The organism is Biomaibacter sp. TOL (assembly GCF_059717795.1).
Window position 1 is genome coordinate 3,517,872 of record NZ_AP046092.1, and the last position, 19,758, is coordinate 3,537,629.

General features: G+C 43.3%; 9 protein-coding genes, 3 tRNA genes and 3 rRNA genes. 14 read left to right on the forward strand and 1 reads right to left on the reverse strand.

The genetic code is table 11. The features are described 5' to 3' along the window. Window positions 1-48 precede the first annotated feature (48 nt). Genes AC6I1H_RS17330 through AC6I1H_RS17350 form a run of 5 tightly spaced genes read left to right on the forward strand, consistent with a single transcriptional unit; the run spans window position 49 to window position 7,312 of the window. Entirely contained in the window at window positions 49-321 is a 273-nt protein-coding gene (locus AC6I1H_RS17330; RefSeq protein ID WP_497738756.1) for a cell division protein ZapA, read from the forward strand. Window positions 322-329: 8 nt separating this feature from the next. Then, entirely contained in the window at window positions 330-2,048 is a 1,719-nt protein-coding gene (gene polX / locus AC6I1H_RS17335) for a DNA polymerase/3'-5' exonuclease PolX (protein ID WP_497738758.1), read from the forward strand. Then, window positions 2,045-4,468 carry a U32 family peptidase gene (locus AC6I1H_RS17340; RefSeq protein WP_497738759.1) on the forward strand — a complete coding sequence of 808 codons (2,424 nt, stop codon included), beginning with the start codon at window positions 2,045-2,047 and terminating at the stop codon, window positions 4,466-4,468. Before polX ends, AC6I1H_RS17340 begins: the two co-directional genes overlap by 4 nt. Window positions 4,469-4,490: 22 nt before the next feature. After that, a complete protein-coding gene (locus AC6I1H_RS17345; RefSeq protein WP_497738760.1) occupies window positions 4,491-6,857 on the forward strand; it encodes an endonuclease MutS2 in 2,367 nt (788 codons plus the stop codon). Then, window positions 6,857-7,312 (forward strand): 2-thiouracil desulfurase family protein, encoded by a 456-nt coding sequence (locus tag AC6I1H_RS17350; RefSeq protein ID WP_497738761.1) that lies wholly within the window; start codon window positions 6,857-6,859, stop codon window positions 7,310-7,312. Before AC6I1H_RS17345 ends, AC6I1H_RS17350 begins: the two co-directional genes overlap by 1 nt. Before the next feature lie 168 nt (window positions 7,313-7,480). Here the strand turns inward: AC6I1H_RS17350 and AC6I1H_RS17355 are convergent, their stop codons facing one another. After that, the gene (locus AC6I1H_RS17355; protein ID WP_497738762.1) at window positions 7,481-9,835 is read right to left on the reverse strand and encodes a transglycosylase domain-containing protein; all 2,355 of its coding nucleotides are present in this window, start codon (window positions 9,833-9,835) and stop codon (window positions 7,481-7,483) included. A gap of 166 nt (window positions 9,836-10,001) precedes the next feature. On the opposite strand from AC6I1H_RS17355, the gene yunB reads away from it, so the two are divergent. From yunB to AC6I1H_RS17400, 9 genes are all read left to right on the forward strand, one after another. Then, window positions 10,002-10,649, forward strand: a complete 648-nt coding sequence (gene yunB, locus AC6I1H_RS17360) for a sporulation protein YunB (RefSeq protein ID WP_497738763.1) — start codon at window positions 10,002-10,004, stop codon at window positions 10,647-10,649. 401 nt (window positions 10,650-11,050) lie between these two features. Beyond that, window positions 11,051-12,645: ribosomal RNA gene (locus AC6I1H_RS17365) — 16S ribosomal RNA — on the forward strand. 70 nt (window positions 12,646-12,715) lie between these two features. Beyond that, window positions 12,716-12,791 (forward strand) — tRNA-Ala (locus tag AC6I1H_RS17370). An 8-nt stretch (window positions 12,792-12,799) separates the two neighbouring features. Further along, window positions 12,800-12,876, forward strand: a tRNA-Ile gene (locus tag AC6I1H_RS17375). Between the two features lie 57 nt (window positions 12,877-12,933). Beyond that, window positions 12,934-16,394, forward strand: a 23S ribosomal RNA gene (locus AC6I1H_RS17380). 145 nt (window positions 16,395-16,539) lie between these two features. Continuing rightward, window positions 16,540-16,654: ribosomal RNA gene (rrf, locus tag AC6I1H_RS17385) — 5S ribosomal RNA — on the forward strand. The 16S, 23S and 5S rRNA genes sit together here with 3 tRNA genes alongside, the layout of an rRNA operon. Window positions 16,655-16,683: 29 nt before the next feature. Beyond that, window positions 16,684-16,758 (forward strand) — tRNA-Asn (locus AC6I1H_RS17390). Window positions 16,759-16,786: 28 nt separating this feature from the next. Continuing rightward, window positions 16,787-18,346: an MBL fold metallo-hydrolase RNA specificity domain-containing protein gene (locus tag AC6I1H_RS17395; RefSeq protein ID WP_497738764.1), complete on the forward strand. Its 1,560-nt coding sequence runs from the start codon at window positions 16,787-16,789 to the stop codon at window positions 18,344-18,346. 103 nt (window positions 18,347-18,449) lie between these two features. Continuing rightward, window positions 18,450-19,655, forward strand: a complete 1,206-nt coding sequence (locus AC6I1H_RS17400; protein ID WP_497738765.1) for a geranylgeranyl reductase family protein — start codon at window positions 18,450-18,452, stop codon at window positions 19,653-19,655. Window positions 19,656-19,758: the final 103 nt, after the last annotated feature.

The following is a 19,758-nucleotide window of genomic DNA, read 5'->3' on the forward strand; positions in this document are numbered from 1 at the left end:
CGATGGAAATATTAGATTAGATATAATAAGTTTTTCGAGGTGTTGGGGATGGAGAAGGCTCCTGAAAAAATAAACAGAATTAAGGTCAAGATAAATGGAGAGGATTATTATATAAAGGGAACTGGTTCTGAGGAATATATTAGGGGAGTCGCTTCATATGTTGACAAAAAGATGATAGATTTATCACGGAGCCATCAAAATTTAAGCGCAGCCAGGATAGCGGTCCTGGCCGCGCTGAATATAACTGATGAGCTGTTTAAATTAAAACATGAATACGACGAATTCTTACACATGCTGGAAAGTGAAAATTCGAAAGGTTGAAGTTTCATATGAAAAATTTTGAAGTGGCCTTCATTTTCTCCGACATAGCGGATATTCTGGAAATCAAAGGAGAGAATTTTTTTAAGGTTCGAGCATACCGCAAAGCCGCCCATGTTATAAGCAATCTGCCGGCAGATTTGCAGGATATCGTGAAAGAAGGTTGTCTTGAAGAGATCGAAGGAATAGGAAAGGCTCTATCGGGGAAAATTCGGGAGATACTGAGCACAGGGACATGCCGCTTTTATGAAGACTTAAAAAAAGAGTTTCCTCGGGGCCTTGTAGCTATGCTCAGGATTCCGGGACTTGGCGCTAAAAAAATTAAAATTATATATGATGCTCTGCATATTTCGTCTATTGATGAACTGGAACAGGCTGCCATATCGCATCGGCTCAGAGCGCTGCCGGGAATGGGTGTCAAAACAGAGCAGGTCGTATTAAAGGGTATAAAGATGCTCAGGGGCGAAGCTGGAAAAACCTTATTGTCGACAGGTCTCGCTCTCGCGGAAGATATGGTCTCGATGCTGAAGACCATGCCCGAAGTTGAAAAAATTGATATTGCGGGCAGTCTAAGGCGGAGAAAAGAATTGATTGGCGACATTGATATTCTGGCGTCGTCAAACAAACCTGATGATGTTATAGAGGGATTTTTGCGGCTCCCCGGCGTAAATGAGATTCTCGCCAGAGGTTCCACCAAAGCCAGCGTTAGGCTTGACTTAGGGATACAGGCAGACCTGAGGGTAGTAGAACCGCGCTTTTTCCATTGCGCATTGCAATATCTTACAGGCAGCAAAGAACACAATGCAAAACTTAGAAGCATTTTTCAGCAAAAAGGCTTTAAATTGAATGAATATGGCATTTATGAAGAAAAAAACGGAGAAGTATTTTATCCCGAAAGTGAAACAGAAATTTATAATTTTTTAAAAATGCAATATATAGTACCAGAACTCCGAGAAGACAGAGGAGAGCTGGAGGCCGCCATGGAAGGCAGACTTCCCGTGCTCCTTGAGAGACAAGACATCAAAGGGGATCTTCATGTCCATACCGACTGGAGCGACGGTAATAATTCCATTGAAGCTATTGTTGCGGCCGCCAAATCAATGGGATATGAGTATATAGCGATAACCGACCATTCCAAATCGTTGAAAATAGCTGGAGGTCTTGACGAAAAGCGATTAAGAGAGCAGATGGAAGTTATAAAGAAGTTGAATAGTGAAATAGAAGGACTCAGGATTCTCTCCGGAATTGAAGTGGATATTCTTTCTAATGAAATAATGGATTTTGATGACGAGATATTGAGCAAACTCGACGTGGTGGTAGCATCGATTCACAGCGGGTTCAAGCAGGATCGCGAAAAACTTACCAGGCGAATTATAGCAGCCTGTGAAAATCCCCATGTGGACATCATTGCTCATCCCACAGGGCGTATGCTTGGGAAAAGGGACCCTTACGATGTTGATATGGATTTGGTTTTGAAGGCTGCGGCCCGCACAAATACCATACTTGAGATAAATTCTTCCCCAGACCGATTGGATTTGGATGATATGATGGCAAGACGGGCAAAAGATATGGGCGTGAAAATTGCAATCAACACCGACGCCCACGAAAAAGAAGGTCTGAAAGACATGCGCTTCGGAGTCTGGAATGCGCGAAGGGCATGGCTTGAGAAGGATGACGTTGTAAATACCAGGCCGCTTGATACGCTTATAAAGGAGTTGAATGTCCGTTGAAGTCGCCGGAAATATTGTCGCCCGCAGGCAGTTTCGAAGCTCTAAAGGCTGCTGTAGAAAACGGAGCCGATGCGGTCTACCTCGGTGGTAAAGAATTTAACGCCAGAAGGGGTGCCGCCAACTTTGACAGGAATGAGCTGAAGGCAGCCTGTAAATATGCACATTTAAAAGGGGTGAATGTCTACGTTACGGTGAACATTCTTTTGTCCGACTCTGAGATGAAACAGGCTGGAGATTTTATAGATTTCCTGTATTCCATAGGCGTTGACGGTATAATAGTCCAGGACCTGGGGCTGGGGTATTTTATAAAAAAGAATTTTAAGGATATACAAGTCCATGCCAGCACTCAAATGACCGTGCACAATTTGGAAAGTGCGAGATTGTTGGAGGAGATGAATTTTGACAGAGTTGTACTGGCACGGGAACTTTCTCTTGATGAGATAAAAGAAATAAAAGAGAAGACGGGATTAAAAATTGAAACCTTTGTACATGGCGCCATGTGTTTTTGTTATTCGGGTCAATGCCTTATGAGTAGTTTCATCGGCGCAAGAAGCGGCAACAGAGGATTGTGCGCTCAACCGTGTCGCCTGCCGTACACAATAGTGGATATGGATGGCAGGCCTTTATCCCCAAAGTTACACTTATTAAGTCCAAAAGACCTCAACTTAATAGAGCATTTGCCACAACTCATTGAGGCGGGAATAGACTCTTTTAAAATAGAAGGTCGGTTAAAAAGGCCGGAATATGTGGCTCAGGTTACATCTATTTACAGAAAGGCAGTCGACAAATATTTTGAAAATCCCTTAAAGTATAAAGTGGAACCCGAAGATAGAAAAAGATTGGCGCAAATATTCAACCGGGATTTCACCACTGGATACTATTTTGAAAACCCGGGCTCAGAGTTAATCAACACAGAATTTCCCCGAAATAAAGGTGTTTTTTTAGGGAAGGTTTTGGGATACAATTCCAGAACGAACATGATTGAAATCCTGCTGGAAGATGATCTTAGAGCTGGCGACGGAATTGATGTTAGAGGGGATGGAGGCTTTGGCTATACAGTTACAAGATTTTATGTAAATAAAAAAGAGGTTAAAGAGGCAAAAGCAGGAACACTGATAGAGATAAAAACCAAAAAGCCGCTAAAAAAAGGTACACATATATACAAGACGTCGGATATTGCAATTTTAGAAGAATTAAAGAAGACCTATTGCGATCCGCTATTCGAAAAAAAGATACCTGTCGATATCGAAGTGACGGCAAAGAATAAAAACCCCGTTGAAATCAGGGTTAGCGACTGTGACGGCAATATATCGATTCAAAGATCCGATTATGTTACAGAAAAGGCAAAAAACAGACCACTTGATGAAAAAACACTCAGAGAACAGGTTGACCGGCTTGGCAATACAGTGTTTAAGCTTAGAAAATTTGCTGCCCGAATGGATAATGACATAATGGTGCCCTTTAGTGTAATAAATGAACTTCGGAGAAATGCTATCAAAGACATTGAGCGGCAGAGAATAAATAAACATATTAAATCAACTCCGGCCGGAAACTGGAGAGAACATCTTGAACGCTTCTACTATGAAAAAAAAGCGGCAGATTCGGGATCCCGATTAAAATTGAGCGTTAGAGTAAACACTCCCGAATCCGTAAGAGCTGCATTATCGGCCGGAGCGGATATAATATACTATGGTTCGGAAGACATTTTTGCAACTCTTTCTACTTATGAACAGGCATACGAATTCATAAAAGATACCGGTCGAGAATTTTTTTTAGTTTTTCCACGAATAACTAAATCTGATGAAATGGAGCATATATGTTCCGCCTTGAAAAAAATCAATAAAAACAAGGTGACAGGCGTTCTTGCGGGGAATCTTGGGGTTCTGAATGAGGCAAAAAATAAAGGCTTTGCGGTGGTGGCGGACTTTTCCCTTAATGCGTTCAATTCTATAAGTTTAAATGTTCTGGGAAAACTTGGCGCAAAAAGAGCGATACTGTCTGTCGAACTAAACCTGAATCAAATAAAACAGTTAAAAAGCGAAATAGAAACGGAATGCATTATTCACGGCAGGATACCTCTTATGGTAAGCGAACATAATTTATTGGATTTTCAAAAATCAAGAGTGAAAAATGTTTTTGGAATGAAAGACCGGATCGGGAAAGTGTTTCCGGTTAGAATTGATGAGAAAAATAGGACACACATATATAATTGCGACGAACTCTGCATGATAAATTATATTGAAGAAATAAAGGATACGAATGTTAATGTGGCGCAGCTTTATCTTGCTGATGAAACGCCGGAAAGAATTCATTATTTGGTATCATCCTATGTGAAAAAAACAAATAAAATCGAGATAATAGATCAGGCAGAAATAACCCCTAATTTCACACATGGTCATTATTTCAGAGGAGTTTCATAACGATGAAATTTCAGGTGATGAGATGAATAAAAGAGTAGAAACCATCCTTGAGTTTGATAAAATAAAGAAGATTTTAAGTGAATATGCCAAATCCCCCATGGCAAAGCAGCTTATATTCAACATGGAACCCTGCAGCGATGAATTTACGGTAAAAAAGTTACAGCGGGAAACCAGCGAAGGGGTTGCCATATTAAAAAGTGGAATTCATTTTCCCCTGGATGGGCTTAAAGATATAAGGAATCCCATGCGATTGGCAAAATTGGGTTCGGTACTTGCTCCAAGAGACCTTCTTGATATTGCATCGACGATGCGCACTTCCAGGCTTATAAAAACCGCGTGGGCCGAACGAAAACCCGAGAACTGCAGCCTATTAAACGAAATTATACAAGGTTTACATTTGTTTCAATCTATTGAAGATAAAATTCAAAAAGCAATATTGAGCGAAGATGAAATTTCGGACAATGCCAGCGTAAAACTTGGCACCATAAGAAGACAAAAAAGGCTTCTGGCCCAGAGAATCAGGGAAAAGCTGGAGAGCATCATCAATTCGCATCAATATCAGAAAGCGCTGCAGGAACCCATAGTCACTGTTCGAAAAGACAGGTACGTCATACCTGTAAAACAGGAATTTAGAGGAGCTTTGCCGGGGGTGGTCCACGATCAGTCTTCTAGCGGTTCAACTTTATATATCGAGCCAATGCCGGTTTTGCAGATGAACAATGAACTTGCTCAACTGGAAACCGAAGAAAAAAAAGAAATTGAAAAGATATTATGGGAATTTACTCTAAAAATACGGGAGAACCATGACTTTTTGTCGGATACTTTAGACAATCTGGCAAAACTGGACTTCATCATGGCCAGAGCGGGTTACAGTATAGAGATTAAAGGTGTGGAGCCGTCTTTTAATAACAGAGGCTATATTAATATTAAAAAAGGAAGGCATCCACTGTTAAAAGGAGAAGTAGTTCCTATAGATATTATATTGGGGGATAAATTTTCTATTCTAGTAATAACCGGGCCAAACACTGGCGGGAAAACTGTTTCCCTGAAAACTGTCGGCTTAATGGCGATGATGAGTCAATCAGGGCTTCATGTGCCTGCGGATGAAGGCACCGAACTTGCTGTTTTTGATGAGGTTTTTGCAGATATTGGGGATGAACAGAGTATTGAACAGAGCCTCAGCACTTTTTCATCCCATCTTAAAAATATCAAGGAAATAGTGGAAAAATCCAACAGTAATTCTCTGATTTTATTGGACGAACTAGGTGCCGGAACTGATCCTACCGAAGGCGCCGCTCTGGCTATGGCTATCCTGAGTTACTTTTATGAAAAAGGATCAAAGGTAATAGCCACCACACATTACAGCGAGCTAAAAGCTTTTGCATATTCTACCGATGGAATAGAAAATGCCTGTGTTGAATTCGATGTAAGGACATTGAGCCCGACTTACAGACTTACCATAGGCATACCGGGGAAGAGCAATGCCTTTGAAATAGCCCAAAGGCTTGGTCTCAATCAGAGCATTATTGATTCCGCAAGAGGCTTTTTGGCGTCTGAGAATATAAAGATGGAAGATCTATTAAAGCATATAGAAAAGGAAAGAAATAGAGCGGAAGAAGAAAGAAAAGAACTCGATTCCCTCCGGAGGCAGTACCTGAAGAAACTGGAAAAACTTGAAGAGGAAAGAGAAAAAGTACGCCGTCAGTATGAAAAAATCATGGAAAAAGCAAAGGAAAAGGCCAGAGCACTGCTGGAGAGAGTGGAAAACGAAGCGGAGCAAATAATCGCCCGTCTGAAGGAGGCTGATGAAAAAGCTGCAAGGCAAATACGCGACAAAGCAATAGAGACCACCAGGGCATGGTTGAGAGAAACCGACGAATCTCTAAAAAATTCAAAAACACAGATACTAGATACAATTTCCGAAAAACAGGATGAAACATTCAAACTAGGGGAAAAAGTCAGAATTGCGGGGCTGAACCAGGAAGGTTATATTCTTTCCATAGATGAAACAGAAAAATCGGCTTTGCTCCAGGTGGGAGTAATGAAGATTAATATTCCTTTAAAAAGCCTCGTAAAAACGTATGATGAAAAGCAATCGGTTCAAAAGACGAAATATGCAAGTTTGGCAATGGAAAAAGCCAGAAATGTTTCGAATCAGATAGACCTCAGAGGTCTTACTCTTGATGAAGCACTGATTAGAGTGGACAAATACCTGGATGACGCGTTTATTGCCGGAATGTCCTCCGTGTATTTAATTCATGGAAAAGGTACCGGAGTATTACGCCAGGGTATTACCGAGATGCTGAAGAAGAAATCGGAAGTGAAATTTTTCAGACCGGGCAATATGGATGAAGGCGGTCTGGGAGTAACGGTGGTGGAATTTAAATAATGTATTTGATAAGCGCATGCCTTGCTGGATTCAATTGTAAATACAACGCAAAAAATAATTATTGCAGCATATTTGAAAAACTTATCAAAGAAAAGGAGGCTGTGCCGATCTGCCCTGAACAGGCCGGGGGTTTGCCGACTCCGAGATATCCGGCCGAAATTTTAGATGGTGACGGATTTGATGTAATTGAAGGTATAGCTCGGGTTATGACATCCGAAGGGGAGGATGTTACCCGCAAATTTCTTGAGGGAGCAAAGGAAACCCTTAAACTTGCGAGGTTGATTGGCGCCGATAAAGCGATATTAAAATCAAGGAGCCCATCTTGTGGATGTTGTAAAATTTATGACGGAACATTCAAAGGTATATTAAGAGAAGGAATGGGGGTTTCCGCCGCCTATTTATTAAAAAACGGTATTGTGGTAATAGATTCCGATGAATTTATAAAAAATCTTTGATTTTAAATTCCATTGTAAAAAGCTCAGGACATAAAAGCGGTAGATTTTTTGAAACTTTATGCGGCGGGCGTCTCCCACAAGGGGTCAGGTTTTCTGCCGCAGTCGTTATAAGACAAATAAAAAGAAGGGGATAATCTCCCTTCTATTTATTTATATATTTCTATAATTTCAGGGTGTTTGTATGTTTTCTTGCATATTTTCTTGTTTATTCTCTTGAGTATTTTCCTGTGTGTTTTCTGGATTCCATGTATTTACATCCGGTGGTTGAAAATTACCCGGAGTTTCGCCAAGACTATGAACATTGCAGTATTCGGAAGGGGCTTCATATTTTGCATCTAGGGGTATTTTGCCTTTCGGGGATACGGTATAAGGATGCGGTCTTTGAATAAATACTTTGGTTTGTACTAATTCTGGCGGACAATTTGGTGTAGCCAGCAGACCTGTCGAAATATCAATTTGTTTTTCCACATGTACATCGCAATAAGAGGTAGGTTCAGTTCCTTTAATAAAATATTCCCCGCGCACTCTGACTCCCCTGGGGTCTTTATAGCATAATTCTGTAGGTAGTTTACCCGAATCGATACATACATTTATCGGCCCCACAATTCCATCAGGCTTTACAAAATTCTGTTTAGGGAGGTTCTGCTGAGCTACAGTCATGATCTGCTTCCATATAAGAGCGGGTTGATAGCCTCCTGCCACATGTGACATGGGAGCCGGTTCGTCATGGCCCATCCAAACCGCTGCGACAAGCTGCGGAGTGTATCCGACAAACCATACATCTTTACTATCCGTTGTGGTACCTGTTTTTCCGGCTACTGGAAAAGGCAAGTTTGCAAGTCTTTTGCCCGTACCTTCATTTACAACGCTTCGCAACATATCTGTTATAATAAAAGCCACCTGCTTACTGACGGCAGGCCATTGTTCAGCTTTGTTTTCAATCAAAACCTTGCCGTTCTTATCAAGAACTTTTAATATGGCCAGAGGTTCAACATGAATACCATGATTAGCTAAGGTTCCGTAGGCTGAAGCCAGCTCCAGCGGCGTAACTCCTTTGGTCAGACCTCCCAGGGCAATAGTCAGCTGACGGTCGTTTCTGTTTCCTGAAAGCACAAGATTTTTGATACCAAGTTTTTGTGCATATTCTATGCCTCTATCTATACCGATATCTTTTAAAACTTTGACAGCCACGACATTGACGGAATTGGCGATAGCGGTCCTGATGGTCGTCAAACCTTTGTAATCCCTTGTGTAATTCTCAGGAGTCCAGGTTTTTCCTGAACCGGAAGGGTAAGAAACCGGGGAATCATCGATAACAGTAGAAGCAGTATATCCCATGTCTATGGCAGCGGTATATACGGCAATAGGCTTAAAAGCGGAACCAGGCTGTCTGAATGCCTGAGAGGCTCGGTTGAAACCGAGCTTTTGTTGATGTTCCCTTCCGCCGACCATTGCTTTAATATATCCCGTATGGGGGTCTATTACGACTACAGCGGCTTGAGGTTGTGGATTCCCATTTTTATCATCTTTGGAATAGGGATAGTTTTTGGGATCCGCCAATGCTTTTTCTGCGGCTTCCTGTATATTCATATCAACGGTTGTGTATATCTTTAAGCCCTCATTATAAATTTTATTATAAGCCTCATCTTCAGTCATGCCGAATTCTTTCTGCAATTGTGCTGCCAGTTCTTGAATTACATAATCCGTAAAGTACGGCGCTTTATAATCGGCTTTTATGTTCTTTAATCCTACCAGACGAAGTTTTTCATTTTTTGCTTTTTCGGCTTCGTCGCGGGATATAAAATTTCTTTCCACCATGGCATTTAGAATTATTTCCTGGCGTTCTTTGGCTCTATCAAAATTTATATAGGGAGAATAAAGAGAAGGGCTTTTTGGTATACCCGCCAGCATCGCAGATTCTGCCAGATCCAATTTGTCGACACTTTTGCCAAAATAAATCTCTGCAGCCGCTTCCACACCATAAGCCGAATGGCCGAAATATATCTGATTTAAATAAAATTGCAGAATCTGGTCTTTGGTATAATGCCTTTCCAATTGTATGGCAAGCCATGCTTCCTGAGCTTTGCGCTTTAGTGCTTTTTCAGGGCTCAAAAAAGCAAGTTTTACAAGTTGTTGAGTGATAGTGCTGGCTCCTCGGTGATAACCGCCATGTATAATATCCGACCATAAAGCTCCAAAAATAGAGCGGATATTTATTCCTTTATGCTGATAAAAATACTGGTCTTCAATAGCTATAAAAGCGTTTTTCAAAGAATCGGGGACCTGATCAATGCTTACCGGAACCCTGTTTTGTTCTCCGTGAAGTTCAGCTATTACTTTGCCGTCTTTATCATAAACAAAAGATGTTTCACTGGGTTTTAACTTGTTTGGGTCGAATGCGGGGGCGTCTTTAATATAAGAAAGGAATAAACCAAGACCCGCCCCAAAACCGATAAATAGCACAACAAGAAAAGTGAGTATAATGTTCTTAAACGACAATATTCTAATTTTATGTTTTGTCATACTCTACCCCCCAGGTTTGACCTCTTGCATAAAATATTATACCACAATAAAAATCATAAGGGAAATTTTAATTGTTCAAACTTCACCGAAACTACTTTGTTTATATAGGATATATTTATTCACATATTGTTACTCTCCCGCATAAAATAAGTGGGAGGGAATTTTTGTGTTTAGAAAAAGATTTTATATGCGTCGCAAAAGTTACAATTTAATAAATATTTATGCAATAATTATTACTTTTATCTTTGTTTGTATCGGCATTTTTACTTTTATTGAAAGGCAACTATCTCCCAGTATTTTTGCAATAGCGGAAGCAAGAGCGAGGATTCTTGCTACAGAAGCGATAAATAGAGCTATTAAAGACAAAATAAAAAATAATGTCCAGTATAAGGACCTCATTACAATTCACAAAAATACAAGCGGCCAGATAACATTAATACAGGTAAACACAATAGAAATAAACCGGCTGGAGACTGAAACCACTTTGGAAGTTGTTAAGACACTTCAGGAAATAACGATGGATGGGATAAAAATTCCACTTGGGATGATAACGGGAAGCAAAATACTGGCTAATTTTGGCCCCGCAATAAAAGTGTCACTATACCCTGTAGGAACCGTTTATGTTAATACAACCGAAGCTTTTGAGGAAGCGGGAATAAATCAAACAAGACATCGCATTATGCTGGACATAAACGCCGAAATAAAAATAGTGCAGCCTTTTTTAAGTTCAAATATGGTTGTTAAAACCGATGTTCCTATTGCCGAAACCATTATAGTCGGAAATGTCCCTCAAGCAATACTGGATTTCAAATAGAAAGTATGAAAAAAAGAGCTATTTTAAGAATTTGTGAGGATAATACATTAGATATATTATAATTGCTTTCGACAATAATTGAAGTATAACACATCCTGTGATATATTATTTTCTGCTGGTCAATTCAATAAAAAATATGATTATGTTGACATAAATAATATGATATGATAAAATCGAAAATTGTCAGGTCTGAAATTTAATATAGAAGACTGTTGACAATAGTTAAAAAATGTAGTAAAATATAAATCCAATCACTCAAATTAAAGATTATTGTTTTTGAAAAGTGGTCTTTGAAAACTGAACAGTGTTACGCCTGAGAGTTTCACATAAAGTGTGAGAGATCGAACAGGTCTCGAATAAAAAATCAGATGATTAAGCTCAAAGGAGCTTATAAAAATTTCAAACATGAGAGTTTGATCCTGGCTCAGGACGAACGCTGGCGGCGTGCCTAACACATGCAAGTCGAGCGGTTCAGATGTCGGAAGTCAGAGGTCAGAAGTCGGGATAGAAGGCTTTGGCTTTGCCGAAGCCGACAAGGAAATCCGATTTCCGATTTCCGACTTCCGACTTCCGACATCTGGATAGCGGCGGACGGGTGAGTAACACGTAGGCAACCTACCCATCACACGGGGATAGCCGGGGGAAACCCCGGGTAATACCCGATACCTTTACTTACCGCATGGCAAGTGAAGAAAGCGAATAAGCGGTGATGGATGGGCCTGCGGCCCATTAGCTAGTTGGCGGGATAACAGCCCACCAAGGCGACGATGGGTAGCCGACCTGAGAGGGTGGCCGGCCACACTGGGACTGCGACACGGCCCAGACTCCTACGGGAGGCAGCAGTGGGGGATATTGCGCAATGGGGGAAACCCTGACGCAGCGACGCCGCGTGAGCGAAGAAGGCCTTCGGGTTGTAAAGCTCAGTCATCGGGGACGAAGAGGACGGTACCCGAGGAGGAAGCCCCGGCTAACTACGTGCCAGCAGCCGCGGTAATACGTAGGGGGCGAGCGTTGTCCGGAATTACTGGGTGTAAAGGGCGTGTAGGCGGGTATGCAAGTTATCGGTAAAAACCCGGGGCTCAACCCCGGGCTTGCCGATAAAACTGCATATCTTGAGTGCAGGAGAGGGAAGTGGAATTCCCGGAGTAGCGGTGAAATGCGTAGATACCGGGAGGAACACCAGTGGCGAAGGCGGCTTCCTGGCCTGTAACTGACGCTGAGGCGCGAAAGCTGGGGGAGCGAACGGGATTAGATACCCCGGTAGTCCCAGCCGTAAACGATGGTCACTAGGTGTGGGGTGTGGTCAAGCACTCCGTGCCGGAGCTAACGCAATAAGTGACCCACCTGGGGAGTACGGCCGCAAGGTTGAAACTCAAAGGAATTGACGGGGGCCCGCACAAGCGGTGGAGCATGTGGTTTAATTCGAAGCAACGCGAAGAACCTTACCAGGCCTTGACATGCAGGTAGTAGAGAACCGAAAGGGGATCGACCCGAGGGAAACTGAGGGAGCCTGCACAGGTGGTGCATGGTTGTCGTCAGCTCGTGTCGTGAGATGTTGGGTTAAGTCCCGCAACGAGCGCAACCCCTATACTTAGTTGCCAGCACGAAAGGTGGGCACTCTAAGTAGACTGCCGCAGACAATGCGGAGGAAGGTGGGGATGACGTCAAATCATCATGCCCTTTATGGCCTGGGCCACACACGTGCTACAATGGCCTGAACAACGGGAAGCGAAGGAGCGATCCTGAGCGAACCCCTGAAAACAGGTCCCAGTTCAGATTGCAGGCTGCAACTCGCCTGCATGAAGGCGGAATCGCTAGTAATCGCGGATCAGCATGCCGCGGTGAATACGTTCCCGGGCCTTGTACACACCGCCCGTCACACCACGAAAGTTGGCAACACCCGAAGCCGGGAGAACCGTCTAAGGTGGGGTCAGCGATTGGGGTGAAGTCGTAACAAGGTAGCCGTATCGGAAGGTGCGGCTGGATCACCTCCTTTCTAAGGAGAAATTGACCTGGCGTAACACTGTTTAGTTTTGAGAGACCACTATAAAATTATAAAATTAAATGGGGGTGTAGCTCAGTTGGGAGAGCACCTGCTTTGCACGCAGGGGGTCAGGAGTTCGAATCTCCTCATCTCCACCATGGAACATGGGCTTATAGCTCAGCAGGTGAGAGCGCACGCCTGATAAGCGTGAGGTCGGTGGTTCGAGTCCACCTAAGCCCACCATTAATTGCACCTTGAAAACTGCACAGTGAAAAGGGTAATAAGAAACAATTTCGCGAAGGTCAAGCGAGAAAGGGCACACGGAGGATGCCTAGGCGTAAGAGGGCGACGAAGGACGCAGCGAGCGGCGAAACGCCCCGGGGAGCTGCAAGCAAGCACTGATCCGGGGATCTCCGAATGGGGGAACCCACCTCAGGCGAACCTGAGGTATCCCATGCTGAATCCATAGGCATGGGAAGCGAGACCGGGGGAACTGAAACATCTAAGTACCCCGAGGAAAAGAAAGAAACATCGATTCCCCAAGTAGCGGCGAGCGAAAAGGGAAGAGCCCAAACCCTATATGTGCAAGGCCGTCACCGTTGCATATAGGGGGTTGAGGAGTGTCGAGCCTGAAGACGGTAAGGCGAGGCGAGGCCGAAGGTAGCAGAACGCCGCTGGAAAGCGGGGCCACAGGAGGTGAAAGCCCTGTATGCGAAACCGGAAGGTCCGCCTGACACATCCAGAGTACCACGGGCCACGCCAATCCCGTGGGAAGCAGGGAGGACCATCTCCCAAGGCTAAATACCCACTTACGACCGATAGAGAACAAGTACCGTGAGGGAAAGGTGAAAAGCACCCCGGGAGGGGAGTGAAAAAGAACCTGAAACCGTGTGTCTACAAGCGGAGGGAGCGAAAGCGACCTCGTACTTTTTGTAGAACGGACCGGCGAGTTACTGTATCAAGCGAGGTTAAGGAGCAAAACTCCGGAGCCGAAGCGAAAGCGAGTCTGAACAGGGCGCAAAGTTTGATGCAGTAGACCCGAAACCGTGTGATCTACCCATGGCCAGGGTGAAGCGGGACTAACCTTCCGTGGAGGCCCGAACCGTGTTGACGTTGAAAAGTCATGGGATGAGCTGTGGGTAGGGGTGAAATGCCAATCGAACACGGAGATAGCTGGTTCTCCCCGAAATAGCTTTAGGGCTAGCCGAAGCAGGACCTTACCGGAGGTAGAGCACTGAATGGGCTAGGGGCCGAAAAGGTTACCGAACCCTATCAAACTCCGAATGCCGGTAAGAAATAGCTTTGAGTCAGACTGTGGGGGATAAGCTTCACAGTCGAGAGGGAAACAGCCCAGACCGTCAGCTAAGGTCCCCAAGTAAACCTAAGTGGGAAAGGATGTTGTACTACGAAGACAACCAGGATGTTGGCTTAGAAGCAGCCATACATTCAAAGAGTGCGTAATAGCTCACTGGTCGAGCGGTACTGCGCCGAAAATGTAACGGGGCTCAAGGTTTACACCGAAGCTGCGGCTTTTCAGAGGTCGGATGTGAGAAGTCAGAGGTGAGAAAAATAAACACCTACAAAGACCTAAAGATATACCAAAAATCATATGAACTCAGCCTAATAGTACACAAACTAACACAAAAATACCCAGAATACGAAAGATACGAACTAGCGAGCCAAACAAGAAGAGCAGCCACATCCATACCGCTCAACATAGCAGAAGGATACGGCAAAAAAACGTCACAAGCAGACTTCAAAAGATATTTAAAAATAGCACTTGGCTCATCAAACGAAATCGAAGTATTACTAGACATGGGAAAAGACTTAGGGTATATCGAACAAGAAACACACAAAAAACTCACAGAAGAATATATCACACTGAGAAAACAAATATACAAAACCATAGAAAAATGGAAATAAGCACTGACATCTGACTTCCGACATCTGACCTCTGAAAGGGGTAGGGGAGCGTTCCTACCGGGCAGAAGTCTTACTGAAAAGTAAGGTGGACTGGTAGGAAGAGAGAATGTCGGTATAAGTAGCGAGAGGCAGGTGAGAATCCTGCCCGCCGAAAGCCTAAGGATTCCTGAGGAAGGTTCGTCCGCTCAGGGTAAGCCGGGGCCTAAGCCGAGGCATGGCATGCGTAGGCGATGGACAACTGGTGGACATTCCAGTGCCACCCGAGACCGATAGAGTGAAGGGGTGACGCAGGAGGGTAAGCTGAGCGCACGGTTGGTAGAGTGCGTCCAAACTCAAAGGCGAGCCGGGCAGGCAAAACCGTCCGGCGATGCTGAAGAGTGACGGGGAGGGAAACAAAGTACCGAAGCAGCCGAACCCAAACTGCCAAGAAAAGCCTCTAGCGAGGTCAAGGGTGCCCGTACTGCAAACCGACACAGGTAGGTGAGGAGAGAATCCTAAGGCGAACGGGAGAACCCTCGTTAAGGAACTCGGCAAACTGACCCCGTAACTTCGGGAGAAGGGGTGCCCCTGACCGGAGGTCAGATGTGAGAGGTCAGAAATGAGAAAAGAGTAGTGGAAAAAAGATAGCTGGTAAAGTAGAAACAAATCCGACTTCTGACTTCTGACATCTGGCCTCTGAGTTAGGGGTCGCAGCAAAGAGGCCCAAGCGACTGTTTAGCAAAAACACAGGTCTCTGCTAAGGAGGAATCCGACGTATAGGGGCTGACGCCTGCCCGGTGCTGGAAGGTTAAGGGGAAAGGTTAGCGCAAGCGAAGCTTTGAACCGAAGCCCCAGTGAACGGCGGCCGTAACTATAACGGTCCTAAGGTAGCGAAATTCCTTGTCGGGTAAGTTCCGACCCGCACGAATGGCGTAACGACTTGGGCGCTGTCTTGACGAGGGGCCCGGCGAAATTGTAATATGAGTGAAGATACTCATTACCCGCGACTGGACGGAAAGACCCCATGGAGCTTTACTGCAACCTGACATTGGATTTCGGCATCGAATGTACAGGATAGGTGGGAGGCAGAGAACCTGGCTCGTCAGGGTCAGGGGAGCCGACGTTGGGATACCACTCTTTCGGTACTGAGGTTCTAACCCCAAGGCCGTAAGCCGGCAGGGGGACATAGTCAGGTGGGCAGTTTGACTGGGGCGGTCGCCTCCTAAAGAGTAACGGAGGCGTCCAAAGGTTACCTCAGCGCGGTTAGGAATCGCGCATTGAGTGCAAAGGCATAAGGTAGCCTGACTGCGAGACGGACAGGTCGAGCAGGGTCGAAAGACGGGCTTAGTGATCCGGCGGCACTGGATGGAAGGGCCGTCGCTCAACGGATAAAAGCTACCCTGGGGATAACAGGCTGATCTCCCCCAAGAGTCCACATCGACGGGGAGGTTTGGCACCTCGATGTCGGCTCGTCGCATCCTGGAGCTGAAGTAGGTTCCAAGGGTTGGGCTGTTCGCCCATTAAAGCGGCACGCGAGCTGGGTTCAGAACGTCGTGAGACAGTTCGGTCCCTATCCGTCGTGGGCGTAGGATACTTGAAGGGAGCTGCCCCTAGTACGAGAGGACCGGGGTGGACGGACCGATGGTGTATCAGTTGTCGTGCCAACGGCACAGCTGAGTAGCCAAGTCCGGCAGGGATAAGCGCTGAAAGCATCTAAGTGCGAAGCCCCCCCTAAGATAAGGTATCCCATCCCAAAAAGGGAGTAAGACACCGGAAGGACCATCCGGTAGATAGGTCAGAGGTGTAAGGGCTGTGAGGCCTTGAGCCGACTGATACTAATAGGTCGAGGGCTTGACCAAAAAAACCTTTCACTGTGCAATTTTGAAGGTGCAACAAAAAGCAGAAGTCGGAGGCCAGAAGTGAGAAGTCAGAAATAGAAAGATTTGCCTTCGGCAAATCCAACTTAATCTGACATCCGACATCTGAAATCAGAAATCATATTTGCCCGGTGGCCATAGCGGAGGGGAAACACCGGTTCCCATGCCGAACACACAGGTTAAGCCCTCCAGCGCCGATGGTACTTGGGGTTATCCCCTGGGAGAGTAGGTCGCTGCCGGGAAAAAATATAAATTATTTATACAAATGTGTTCCTCGATAGCTCAGCGGTAGAGCATCCGGCTGTTAACCGGAGGGTCGTAGGTTCGAATCCTACTCGGGGAGCCATTTTTATTTTTATGAAAGGAAGAATGGTATGAAATTGACATTTTACGGTGCATGCAAAACAGTAACAGGTTCGTGTTACCTAGTAGAGACTGAAGATACAAAATTATTGATAGATTGTGGAATGTATCAAGGACCAAAAGAATTAAAAGAAAGAAATTATGGAGAATTTTTATTTAATCCTGCTGAAATAGATTATGTGGTTCTAACGCATGCACACATCGATCACAGTGGATTACTGCCAAAGCTTATGAAAAAAGGATTTAAAGGGCCTATAATTACTACTAAGGCAACAATGGACTTATGTTCGATAATGTTACCGGACAGTGGCCATATACAAGAACTGGAAATAGAAAGAAAAAATAGAAAGCTTTTAAGAGCCGGAAAAGACATTTTGCAGCCAATTTATAACCACCTGGATGCAAGTAAGGTGATGCTACAATTTAAAGGATTGGATTATGAACTGGTTACGGAATTATCGCCCACAGTATCGATAAGATTGCGGGATGCTGGACATATACTGGGTTCTGCTATTGTTGAAATGTGGATAAAGCAGGATGAAAAGAAAATTAAGCTTGTATTTTCAGGAGATTTGGGGAATTATAATCAACCTATTGTAAATGACCCAACCAATATAGATGATGCGGATTATCTAATAATGGAATCAACCTATGGAAACAGAATTCACGAAAAAATAGGAGATAAAAAAGAAATCTTGTTAAAAGTCATTAAAGAAACTTTTGAGAGGGGAGGAAATCTAATTATCCCTGCCTTTGCAGTTGAAAGGACCCAGGATATTTTATATTATCTCGGGATTCTGGAACAGGAAGGAAGGTTGCCGGATTGTGATATATATATTGACAGCCCGCTGGCAATATCAGCCAGTGAGATATTCAAAACAAGCGTTCAATATTATGATGAAGAAACAAAAAAAGCATATGAAACATTAGGGCAATCGCCAATAATATTAAAAAAGCTCAAAATGGCAAGAACTCAGGAAGAGTCTATGAGATTAAACGAAGTCAGAGGACGTACAATAATCATTTCGGCAAGCGGTATGTGCGAAGCAGGAAGGATAAAACACCATTTAAAACATAACCTATGGAGACCCGAATCTTCCGTATTATTTGTGGGTTTTCAAGCTGAAGGTAGTCTAGGCCGACAAATAATAGACGGTCAAAAGACAGTAAAGATACATGGAGAGGAAATTGCTGTAAAAGCAAAAATATATAATGTTGAAGGATTTTCCGCCCATGCTGACCAGCCGGCTTTGTTAAAATGGGTCGGTTCCTTTAAAAAACTTCCTCGAAAAGTATTCTTGGTTCATGGTGAAATTGAAGGGATTGAAAAACTTAAAGAACTGCTTGAAAAAAGCTTAAATCTGGATGTAATTGTTCCGGAATGGCAGCAGAGTTTCGATCTGGCAGCAGAAAAACAAATATTCGCTCCTAAAAAATTGAGCGACAGAGATTTAGAATTACTGTATAATACAGTGTTAAATAAATTAAACCAGGTATACAAATCAAACATGGAAAAGAACGACTTCGAATTGCTTTATGATAAACTTAAAAATATTGAAAAAGCTATATAACTCTTGTATAGAGCCTAGGGGCTCTTTTTTATTGCTTCAATGAGACTTAGCTTTCAATTGAATAAGACTGCTTACACTGTCAAAAATATATATTGAAAATACAATGAACTGTAAAGCCAGAGAAAAAATTTTTGAAGGTGAGAGCTTGACATACGATGCTGTTATCGTAGGCGCTGGGCCTTCCGGAGCTTTTTGCGCATTGAATCTAGCCCAAAAAGGGTTTAAAATACTTATTATAGACAGATGTCGTTTTCCCAGGGAAAAAGTATGCGGCGGTTTAATTTCTCAAAAGTCCATGAATATACTCGGACATGATTTTTTAACAGGTGGTATAAATTTTAATAGTATAAATTGTATATGCTTGCGGGGAGAAAGTGAGGAAATATTCATGGAAAGCAAAATACCTCTTGGGATCGTTGTAAAACGTAGAGACTTTGACCAATTTTTAATTAACAGAGCAATTGAAGCCGGTGCTGTATTTATAGATAATTGCAGATTTGAAAACTATACATTGGAATCCGGTACTTATAAAATTTATACCTCAAGAGGTGATTTTTGCGCAAATTATCTAATAGGAGCTGATGGATATTACAGTAAAGTCGCCAGAGTATCAAATATTAGGAATCAATGGGCCTGGTGGGAACGGGGTATTGCATTATCCGTCCAGGTACCGTATAAATACATAATACAAAGAAGAGATAACGCTGTAGAATTTTATTTCCCAGATATCCTGGCTGGCCTTGGATGGTGCTTCCCAGGGAAAGGCTATTGTAATGTGGGTGTTGGAGGAACCGCCATCGATAGTAAGCGGATTATCGATGCTTTTAAACATTTGTTGGAATGGAAAATAAAAGATAAAACAATCCTATCAAATTTGAAATTTAAAGCAGCATTTTTGCCTGCCGGAGGCCGTTTTAGAAAAATATCTGACAGGCGTATTTTTTTGCTGGGTGATGCAGCGGGTTTTGTGGACGCTTTTTCCGGGGAAGGTATTTATTATGCCTTGAGGAGTGCGGAAATACTAGCAGATGTGATAAATCAAAATAAAGATGGCAGGGAATATGAAAAAAGATGTTATGAAACTTTTTTGGGTGAATTTAGATTGTCGGCTTTTTTAAGTATTTATTTTGGAAATAAAAAGAATGTATTTCAAAAAGGACTGCAGGATAGATTTTTAAAAGCGTTTTACATGATTATGACCCAAACGCCGGAAAGTATGTGCTATAAAAAAATATTGCATTACCTTACAACTAGAGGTTTCTCCTTGGATGTTCCTCTTTTATGGTTAAAAAGGTTAATACTAGATTAAAATGAAATACAAACCATGATAATAAAATAAAGAGTAAAGTCATGTTTGGATACGGATGAAAAATAAAATAACATAATATATTTATTGTAAACAAAATATAGGT